The organism is Streptomyces torulosus, from assembly GCF_001419765.1.
Taxonomy (GTDB): domain Bacteria; phylum Actinomycetota; class Actinomycetes; order Streptomycetales; family Streptomycetaceae; genus Streptomyces; species Streptomyces torulosus.
Genome location: NZ_LIRK01000665.1, coordinates 1 through 6,241 on the forward strand (window position 1 = coordinate 1; position 6,241 = coordinate 6,241).

Annotated in this window: 4 protein-coding genes; 3 read left to right on the forward strand and 1 reads right to left on the reverse strand. The window is 73.2% G+C overall.

Features of this window, described 5'->3' with window-relative positions; genetic code table 11:
- On the forward strand, positions 1-522 hold a 522-nt coding region (locus AOK23_RS36905), incomplete at its 5' end, for a sensor histidine kinase (RefSeq protein ID WP_420823785.1).
- Complete coding sequence (locus tag AOK23_RS36910; protein WP_055716860.1) at positions 519-1,121, forward strand: response regulator transcription factor; 603 nt, start codon at positions 519-521, stop codon at positions 1,119-1,121. The genes AOK23_RS36905 and AOK23_RS36910, both read left to right, overlap by 4 nt.
- A 23-nt stretch (positions 1,122-1,144) precedes the next feature.
- On the opposite strand, the gene AOK23_RS36915 is transcribed toward AOK23_RS36910, so the two are convergent.
- Positions 1,145-5,287 carry a bifunctional nitrate reductase/sulfite reductase flavoprotein subunit alpha gene (locus AOK23_RS36915; RefSeq protein WP_055716861.1) on the reverse strand — a complete coding sequence of 1,381 codons (4,143 nt, stop codon included), beginning with the start codon at positions 5,285-5,287 and terminating at the stop codon, positions 1,145-1,147.
- A 334-nt stretch (positions 5,288-5,621) separates the two neighbouring features.
- On the opposite strand from AOK23_RS36915, the gene AOK23_RS36920 reads away from it, so the two are divergent.
- Positions 5,622-6,011 carry a cell division protein SepF gene (locus AOK23_RS36920; protein WP_055522405.1) on the forward strand — a complete coding sequence of 130 codons (390 nt, stop codon included), beginning with the start codon at positions 5,622-5,624 and terminating at the stop codon, positions 6,009-6,011.
- Positions 6,012-6,241 lie beyond the last annotated feature (230 nt).

A 6,241-nucleotide genomic window follows, 5' to 3' on the forward strand; every position in this document is an offset into this window, starting at 1 on the left:
CGGGACCCGGCGCGGGCCGCCGCCGAGATGCGTGAGGTACGGCAGCTGTCCGCCGACGCACTCCGCGACACCCGGGCCGTGGTGCGGGGCTACCGCAGGACCACCCTCGACGACGAGATCGCCAACGCCGGGAAGGTGCTGGCCGCGGCCGGCATCGACACCCGCACATCCCTCGAACCCGCCGCCCCCGCCCACGACATGGCCGACACCACCCGCCATCTGCTCGGCCTGGTCATGCGGGAGACCACCACCAACGTCCTGCGCCACAGCCGCGCCCGGTACGCCGAGATCGACCACCGGTTCACCGGCGACCGCGCCCGGCTGCGCGTGGCCAACGACGGCGCCGACGAGCGTCCCGGCACCGGGGACGGCACCGGCCTGACCGGCCTCGCCGAGCGACTGCGGGCCGCCGGCGGCGAGTTGACGTGGCACCGCGACGGCGACCGCTTCGAGGTCACGGCCACCCTGCCGCTCGGCCGGGCCGACGCGACCCCCGAACCCCTGAAGGAAGTGGCCCGATGATCCGGCTCCTCATCGCCGACGACGAGGACCTCCTGCGCGGCGCCCTCGCCGCGCTGCTCGCCCTGGAGGACGACCTGCGGGTGGTCGCGGAGGCCGCCACCTCCACCGACGCGGTACGGCTCGCCCGCGAACACCGCCCAGACATCGCCGTGCTGGACCTGGAGATGCCGCCGACCGACGGGCTGCGCGCCGCCGAGGAGATCGGCGCCGAACTGCCCACCCGCACCGTCATCGTCACCCGGCACGCCCGGCCCGCCGTGCTGCGCCGGGCCCTCGCGGCGGGTGTGCGGGGCTTCGTCCCCAAGACGACCCCGGCCGCCCGGCTGGCGGAGATCCTCCGCGAGGTCGCCGCCGGACGCCGCTATGTGGACCCCGACATCGCCGCGTCCGCGCTCACCGAGGACGACTGCCCCCTCAGCGACCGCGAACTCCAGGTCCTGCGCGCCGCCCGCACCGGAGCCTCCGTCGCCGAGATCGCCACCGAGGTCCACCTGGCCCAGGGCACCGTCCGCAACTACCTTTCCGCCGCGATGTCCAAACTGGGCGCCCCCACCCGCCACGCGGCGGCCCACCACGCGTGGCAGCAGGGCTGGATCTGATCCGGGGCCCCGGGCACGTTCCGTCAGTACACGTCCCGCACGTACCGCTTCTCGTTCGCCAGCTGCTTCACGTACGCGGCGGCCTCCGTCTCGCTCAGCCCGCCGTGGGCGACCGCGACGTCCCGCAGCGCCCGGTCGACGTCCTTCGCCATGCGGGAGGCGTCGCCGCAGACGTAGAATCGGGCGCCGTCCTGCAGCCAGTGCCACAGCTCGGGGCCGTGCTCTCGCATCCGGTCCTGCACGTACACCTTCGCCCGCTGGTCCCGCGAGAACGCGGTGTCCAGCCGGTCCAGCACCCCCGCCCGCCGCAGCTCCGTCAGCTCGTCCTCGTAGTAGAAGTCCGTGGCCCGGTGCTGCTCGCCGAAGAACAGCCAGTTGGGCGCCCGGTGTCCGAGGGCCTGCCGCTCCTGGAGGAAGCCGATGAAGGGGGCGACGCCGGTACCGGGGCCGACCATGACCATCGGGGTCGTGGCGTCCGCCGGCGGCCGGAAGTGCGGTGACCGCTGCACGAACACCGGCACCTCCAGGCCCGCCTCGCCGTCCGCGAGGAACGGCGAGCAGACCCCGCCGCGCGGCTGCCCGCGCAGGTTCTCGTACCGCACGACCGACACGGTCAGCGACACCTCGTGCGGGTCGACGAGCGGGCTCGACGAGATGGAGTACAGCCGGGGCTGGAGCCGCTTGAACACCCCGGCCCACTCGGCCGCGGAGGCCCGCACCGCGAACTCGGTGACCACGTCCACGGCCTGCCTGCCCCACGACCACTGGGCGAGCCCGTCCTTGTTGTCGGGCCGCATCAGCTTCTTCAACTCCCGGTTGTCCCGAGTCCGTTCGGAGACGAAGCGAAGCAGGTCCGGGGTGATCCGGGTGATGTCGAGATGCCGGTGCAGCGCCTCGGCGAAGGGCGCCTCGCCGACACCGGCGACCTCCACGGCGGCCGACCCGTCCAGACCGGTCACCGCCAGCCATTCCGCGACCAGATCGGGGGAGTTGACCGGCCGCACCCCGAGCGCGTCACCGGCCTCGTACGCGAGCCCGGTGCCCTTCGTGTCGAAGGTGAACCGGCGCACTTCCTTGCCCGCCCCCGGCAGGCTGAGCAGCCGGTTGCCGACCAGCCGGGCGTGCGCGGTCGCGGGCCGGGCGGACCAGGGGGCGACGGGCGCGGTGAGGGGTGCCGTGCCGGGAGCTGTGACGGGGGCTGTTCCGGGCGCGGTCTGCGGGCCCGCCTCCGTGAGCCCCTGCGGAGCAGACGCCTCCGTCCCGGTGCCGAGCGCGGTGAGCACCTGGCCGAGCCAGGCGTCCGCCGACGGCTCGTAGTCCGGCTCGCAGTCCGTACGGGGCGCCAGCCGCACCGCGCCCAGCTCGTCGAGCCGGGCGTCCAGCCGCCGGCCGTGCCCGCAGAAGTCGTCGTACGACGAGTCCCCGAACGCCAGCACCGCGTACCGCACACCGTCCAGCCGCGGCGCCTCCCGGTCCGTGAGCGCTTCCCAGAAACCGGAGCCGTTGTCGGGCGCGTCCCCGTCGCCGAAGGTGCTGGTGATGAGCAACAGGTCCGCGCCGCGCGGCAGTTCGGCCGGGGCGGCCTCGTCCATGCCGACCAGCGTCGCCCGGTGCCCCGCCGCGCCCAGATGCTCGGCGGCGGCCATGGCGAACTCCTCCGCGGTGCCGGTCTGGGAGGCCCACAGCACCACGACGTCCCGCCCCGCCGCCCCGGCCGCGGGGACGGCCACGGGCGCCGCGGACCGCGAGTACATCCCGGCGAGCACCCCGTTCACCCACAGCGCGTGCTCGGGGCTGAACGGCGCGTCCGGCGGCAGCACGGGCACCCCGGTGACCCCGGACCCGAGCCCGGCGAGGAAACCGGTGAGGTACTGGCGCTCCTGGGCGGAGAGCCCGGGCGGGGGAGCGGGCGCGAGCCCGAAGGGGTTGGCGCCGGGCGCGACCGCGGTAGGGATGAGCGCCTCGACCGCTCCGGCCGCGACCGGCTGGGTCCCGGCCGGCGCCGACGCGGGCGCCGCCACCTTCGTCAGCCCCACCGCGCACACCTTCAACTCCGGCTGGAACGACAGCGGGTCCACCGCGTCGCTGGTCACCGCGTTGATGCTCAGGTACTCCCCGAACAGGTCGTTCCAGTGGAACGGCGCGAACAGGCACCCCGGCCGCACCCGGTCCGTCACGACCACCGGCAGCACGGCCCGCCCCCGCCGCGAGGCGACCTCGACGAAGTCGCCGTCGGCGAGGTGCAGCACCTCCGCGTCCTGCGGGTGCACCTCCACGAACGGCCCGGGGTTCAGCCGGTTGAGCTTGGCGACCTTGCCCGTCTTCGTCAGCGTGTGCCACTGGTGCTGCAGCCGCCCGGTGTTGAGCACGAACGGGAAGTCGTCGTCCGGGAGTTCGGCGGGCTCCATGTGCGGCCGTGCGTGGAACACGGCACGCCCGCTCGCGGTGGGGAACGTCAGCCCGCCGTCCGCGTCCACGTACCGGATCGGGTTCCGCGCGGGTCCGGTCTCCTCCGCGGCCGGCCACTGCACCGTCGTCGACCGCAGCCGCTCGTACGTCACTCCCCGCAGATCCCACCCGGTCTTCGGGTTCCACGCCTGCTTGATCTCCTCGAAGACCTCCTCGGCGCTGTCGTACGAGAAGCCCTTCTCGAAGCCCATCCCCCGCGCGACGGCGGCGATGATCCGCCAGTCCGCCATCGCCTCGCCCGGCGGGTCGGCGGCCGCGGCGGCCAGCGTCAGATTCCGCTCGCTGTTGACGAGGACGCCCTCGGACTCGGTCCACAGGGCCCCGGGCAGCACGACATCGGCGTACGCGTTGGTCTCGGTGTCGGCGAACACGTCCTGCGTGACGACGAACTCCGCGGCCTCCAGCCCCTCGATCACGGTCTTCCGGTTGGCCACGGAGGCGACGGGGTTGGTGCAGATGATCCAGCACGCCTTGATCTCGCCGTCGGCCATCCTCCGGAACAGCTCGACGGTGCCCTTGCCGAAACCGTCCGGGCGCAGCGTGTCCGGCGCCAGCCCCCACAGTTCCTCGACGAACGCCCGCTCCTCGTCCACGAGCACCGACCGCTGGCCCGGCAGCCCCGGCCCCATGTAGCCCATCTCGCGCCCGCCCATGGCGTTGGGCTGCCCCGTCAGCGAGAACGGCCCGCTGCCCGGCCGGCAGATGGCGCCGGTCGCCAGATGCAGATTGACGAGGGCGTTGGTGTTCCAGGTGCCGTGCGTGGACTGGTTGAGCCCCATGGTCCAGCAGCTCGTCCACTCGGCCGCCTCGCCGATCAGCCGCGCGGCCTGCCGTATGTCGTCCGCCGCGAGTCCGGTGACGGAGGCGACGGCGTCCGGCGCGTAGTCGGCGAGGAAGCCGGGCATCGCCTCCCAGCCCTCGGTATGGGCGGCGATGAACTCCGGGTCGGTCTGCCCGTTCTCGTGCAGCAGGTGCAGCAGCCCGTTGAGCAGGGCGAGGTCCGTACCGGGACGGATCTGGAGGAACAGGTCGGCCTTCTCGGCGGTCGCCGTCCGCCGGGGATCGACCACGATCAGCTTCGCGCCCGCCTTGACCCGGTCCATCATCCGCAGGAAGAGGATGGGATGGCAGTCGGCCATGTTCGAGCCGATCACGAGGAAGACGTCCGCCTTGTCGAGGTCCTCGTACGAGCCGGGCGGCCCGTCGGCGCCCAGCGACAGCTTGTAGCCGGTGCCGGCGCTCGCCATGCACAGCCGGGAGTTCGACTCGATCTGATTGGTGCGGATGAAGCCCTTGGCCAGCTTGTTGGCCAGGTACTGCGCCTCCAGGCTCATCTGGCCGGAGACATAGAACGCGAACGCGTCGGGCCCGTGCTCGTCGATGATCGCGCGCAGCCGCCGGGCCGTCTCGGAGAGGGCGTCCGCGACCGGCACGGGCACCGGCTCGTCACCCCGGTCGTCCCGCACGAGGGCCGTGGTGAGCCGGCCGGGCGCGGCCAGCATGTCGGCGGTCGTCGCGCCCTTGGTGCAGAGTCGGCCGAAGTTCGCCGGGTGGGACTTGTCGCCGGTCGCCCTCAGGACCGTGCGCCGCCCGTCGGGACCCATCCCGACGTCCAGGAGCATGCCGCAGCCGACACCGCAGTACGAGCACACGGTCCGCACCTGGGTGGTGGTGCTCTGCGGGCCCTGCGCGACCACGGGCGGCCCCTCTCTGTCGGCGTGCGGGGTGTCCGGTCCCCGTCCGGTACGGCGGCCGGACTGCTTCCGCTCAGCGTCCTGGTGGCCGCCGGGCTGGCTCGATCGTACGAATTGCCCGTTACGCCGATGTCACATGACCTGATCATGAGGGGTTACGCCCACCACACACCGTCCGGCGCGGCACTGTGAGGCCACGATCCAGCCGATACGCCGGAGGGACGTTTTGCGGCCTGCCTCGCGGTCCGTGTCGCTGTTGGGCCGAACGGGTGACCATGCGTAAGAATTGGTCGATGCAGTCAATCAGTGTGAGCCAGGGGGAAGGCCGGTGAACAGGGTGAACAGCCACGATGTCACCGACGAACAGTGGGAGGGGCTCGCACAGGTCGTGCCGCTGCGGGGCCGGGACGCCTGGCCGTCCGCGGTCGACCACCGGACCATACCGGAGGCCGAGACGGAGGCCCGGCGCCGTTTCGTCGTCCTCCGCGTCAATGTCTTCGCCGACGCCCGCGACGTCGCCGAGACGCTGATGGCGGGCATTCCGGTCCTCCTCGACCTCTCCGGCGCGGAGACCGAGGTGGCCAAACGCGTCCTCGACTTCAGCACCGGCGTCGTCTTCGGCCTGGCCAGCGGAATGCACCGAGTCGACCGCAACGTGTTCCTCCTCACACCCCACGGCACGGAGGTCCGAGGCCTGATGGAGAACGCGGGCGTCCCCGGAGTCTGAACGTTCACCGGGGGTTGCTCGGAGCGCCCACCACACGCGCGGCGCTCCGAGCGGTGCCGGGCCCTGCGAGCGGCCCGTCGGGGGTGGCGGCACCGATGGCGGTGCCCCTCCGACCAGCGTCCCGCCCCTCCGCCGAGTTCCGCGCCGCCCCCGGCCGCAGCGAGGCCGCACGCCGCGCGGCGGCACATCCCGACGGCGGTGACCCGCCAGCCGGGGGCGGCGCGGAACTC